Raw genomic sequence first — 3,866 nt, 5'->3', positions numbered from 1 at the left:
CAACAAAATCGATCGCGCCGAAGCTGCAACGCCGCGAACGTTCAATCACTACACGCGTCACGAGCTGGGGGCCAGCTTTGGAACGAAGTTTGAAGGGCTTGGCGTCAGCCGCGAACTGCCTCAGCAAGTCGGTGGCATGTTTCATGCCGGCAGCGTCGGGATCATCATGAGCGGATGGCTCGGGGCAATCAACTACGGAGTCATTGTCAGCAACGAGGTCGATCAGTTGCTGGTCAGCACTGCCAACGCAACCTGATTTTTTGTCAGCCGTCTACGGTGTTTGCGTTCTGTAGCTACGCTCGCCAGAGCGTCGATGTTTGCTGTCCGCTGCGAATCACCACCTTCGGGCGACGGTCGCTACCAGCAGATGCTCCACCGCGTTGGCTAAGGCCAACTCGATCCGCTGTCTCAACGCTGCGTGGGGTTGGCGTAGGTGGTATTCTTGGGGCTCCCCTTTATTTGTATGGATCACCATGAGAATACCCGCTTGTTTTACCATTGCGTTGGCCGTATTTACTCTCGGGCAGTTAAACGCCGAGACGCCCCCGAACATCGTCTTCGTGTTGTGTGACGACCATCGATTCGATTGTCTCGGGGCTGCGGGGCATCCGTTTATCGAAACCCCGCACATCGACTCGATCGCTCGCGACGGAGCGATGCTGACGCGGGCTTACGTGACGACATCGCTTTGTTCCCCCAGCCGCGCATCGATTCTGACCGGGCAATATGCTCACAATCATCGTGTGGTCGACAACTACCATCCGGTTGACCCCACGCTCACTTTCTTTCCTCAACATTTGCAAAAAAACGGTTTCCAAACTGCGTTCATCGGCAAGTGGCATATGGGAGGTGAAATCGATGATCCTCAGCGTGGTTTTGATCACTGGGTCGCTTTCAAAGGCCAAGGCACCTATTGGCCCGATGGCCACGGCACCACACGCGAAGTGCCCCAGACGACTTACGATGGGCTAAACGTCAATGGGAAACGGGAGCCACAAAACGGCTACATCACCGACGAGTTGACGGACTATGCAATCGACTGGTTGCAGAAGCGTGACACAGAGAAACCATTCTTTTTGTACGTCAGCCACAAAGCAGTGCACTCAGATTTTGTTCCCGCTGATCGACACCGTGGACGTTATGCCGATCAACCGCTTCCGATTGCAACACCGACCGTCGAGCAAATGGACGCGGGCAATTTGCCAATGTGGGTTCGCAATCAACGAAACAGCCGACATGGAGCGGAGTTCGGATATAATTTGGCCGATTTTTCGCCCGAGGTTTATTACCGGCGATATTGTGAATCGATCTTGGCGGTCGACGACAGCGTCGGTCGGTTGATGACGTTTCTGCAACAGAACGATTTGCGAGACAACACCGTGTTCGTCTTTATGGGCGATAACGGGTTCCAGTTTGGTGATCACGGGCTGATTGACAAACGAACGGCATACGAAGCCAGCGCACGGGTACCGCTGCTAATCATGGCGCCGGGGCGGATTCCGAGGGGGCAATCGTTTGACGCGCTGGTCGGTAATATCGACGTCGCTCCGACGTTGTTGGAAGCCGCATCCGCACCCGCCCTGCCCAAACAAGACGGCAAAAGTTTCTGGACGGCACTGACGCAAAATGACGCGTCCGGTTTTGATCGCAAGACGCTGCTGTACGAGTATTACTGGGAACGCAACTATCCCCAAACACCGACGCTGCATGCGATCATCGGGGGGCGTTACAAATACATTCGTTGTCACGGTTTGTGGGATCGCGATGAGTTGTATGACTTGCAATCGGATCCGGGGGAATTGCACAATCTCATTGACTCGCCTGAGCACGCCGATCGAATCGGGCAGCTCAACGCCCAGTTGTGGGAGCTGCTGCACGCCAGCGGGGGTGACGAAATGCCGTTGTTGGAAGACCGCGGAGCCCAATTCCCGTGGCGGAATCCCAGCAAGTCAAAACAAGCTCCGTTCCCTGCCGAATTCTTTCGCACCAACGAAAGCGGCGAGTGATTCCTTGTAGACTCCCTCAAGACCCGAGTTCAAGTGGCTTCGAATTGCCTATCTTGCCAAAAAGGTGTCCGACACCTTTTTTCTCATGATCCCGTCCAGTAGCGAGCCTTCAGCAAAAATTTCATCGGCGAAACGGGCAAATTTGGTTTGCTTCCAAGCAGAGCGTGCTCCTTCGCCAAGTCCTTCGGATTGTGGTGGATCGGCGACCATGACGGAGTACTGAATCGCAGCAAGATTTGCGTTGCCAGCAACATCACGGGCCACTCCGGCGGCAATATTAATTGTGATCGTCCCTGCGTCTGTCGGATTGATGGTTGCTGTGAACAATCCGTTGCCAAGATCCACGGCGTTGATCGCACTGCCGCCAGTGACATCGATTTCTCTCAAATTGAATCCGTTGACCGTTTTGCCAAAATCGATCGTGACTTCGAACTGAGATGTGTTCGCGAGGCTAGTTGGCCCGCTGATGATTGGGGTGGGCGACGATTCGTTGACGACGACGGAAAATTGGCTGGCAGCTCTGCTCGCGTTTCCGGCAAGGTCACGCGCGACTTTAGCATCGACATCGATGGTGATCGTCCCTTCGCCTATCGGTTGAATGGTCGCGGTGAATAATCCGTCGCCATGGATCACGGCGTTGATCGCGTTACCACCCGTGACATCTATCTCTCGCAAATTGAATCCGTTGACCATTTCGCCGAAATCGATCGTAACGTCAAACCGTGACGAGTTCACAGGGCTGGTTGGCCCTGTGATGACGGGCGTCGGCGGAAGTGTGTCGGTGGCGACGGAGTACGAATTCGAAGCCGTGTTTGGATTGTTTTCGGAGTCCAAGGCAACGCTCGCTGCGACATTGACTGCGACCATCGCATCGCCGTTGGGGAGGATTGTGGCGGTGTAGAGTCCGTTGCCATGGATCACTGCATTGATCGCAGTGCCGCCGGTGACGTCGATCTCGCTGAGATAGAATTCCCTGACTAGTTCACCAAAATCGATGGTGACTTGAAACGGATTCGAGTTCACCGGACCAATCGGCCCCGTGATGATGGGGGTCGGTGACGATTCGTTGACGACGACAACAAATTGGCTGGCAGCTTTACTCGTGTTTCCGGCAAGATCACGCGCAACTTTATCATCGACATCGATCGTGACGGTACCGTCGCCGAACGCCGCGATGGTTGCTGTGAACGATCCATCACCATGAATCACGGCGTTGATCGCGTTACCACCCGTGACATCGATCTCTCGCAAATTGAATCCGTTGACCATTTCGCCGAAATCAATCGTAACGTCAAACCGTGACGAGTTCACAAGGCTGGTTGGCCCTGTGATGATGGGCGTCGGCGGAAGCGTGTCGGCGGCGACGGAGTACGAATTCGAAGCCGTGTTCGGATTGTTTTCGGAGTCCAAGGCAACGCTCGCTGCGACATTGACTGCGACCATCGCATCGCCGCTGGGGAGGATTGTGGCGGTGTAGAGTCCGTTGCCATGAATCACTGCATTGATCGCAGTGCCGCCGGTGACGTCGATCTCGCTGAGATAGAATTCCCTGACTGGTTCACCAAAATCGATGGTGACTTGAAACGGATTCGAGTTTACCGGGCCGATCGGCCCGGTGATGATGGGGGTCGGCGACGATTCGTTGACGACGACAACAAATTGGCTGGCAGCTTTACTCGCGTTTCCGGCAAGATCGCGTGCAACTTTGGCATCGACATCGATCGTGACGGTGCCGTCGCCGATCGCCACGATGGTTACCGTGTACACTCCGTCGCCCTGAATCACAGCGTTGATCGCGTCTCCGCCAGTAACATCGATCTCTCGTAAATTGAATCCGTTGACCGTTTCACCGAAATCGAT

General features: G+C 54.9%; 2 protein-coding genes and 1 pseudogene. 2 read left to right on the top strand and 1 reads right to left on the bottom strand.

Annotated elements, in window-relative coordinates; all coding sequences use genetic code 11:
• Positions 1-256 (top strand): annotated as a pseudogene (locus tag ABX962_RS32265) (phytoene dehydrogenase); the annotation flags it as partial.
• A gap of 217 nt (positions 257-473) precedes the next feature.
• Complete coding sequence (locus ABX962_RS32260) at positions 474-2,006, top strand: sulfatase (RefSeq protein WP_372725793.1); 1,533 nt, start codon at positions 474-476, stop codon at positions 2,004-2,006.
• Positions 2,007-2,054: 48 nt separating this feature from the next.
• Here the strand turns inward: ABX962_RS32260 and ABX962_RS32255 are convergent.
• On the bottom strand, positions 2,055-3,866 hold a 1,812-nt coding region (locus ABX962_RS32255; RefSeq protein ID WP_372725791.1), incomplete at its 5' end, for an Ig-like domain-containing protein.

The sequence above is a fragment of the Novipirellula sp. genome (genome assembly GCF_041583735.1).
Classification (GTDB): domain Bacteria; phylum Planctomycetota; class Planctomycetia; order Pirellulales; family Pirellulaceae; genus Novipirellula.
The sequence above is the reverse complement of the archived record's forward strand: the minus strand, read 5'-3'. Positions and strand labels throughout refer to the sequence as shown.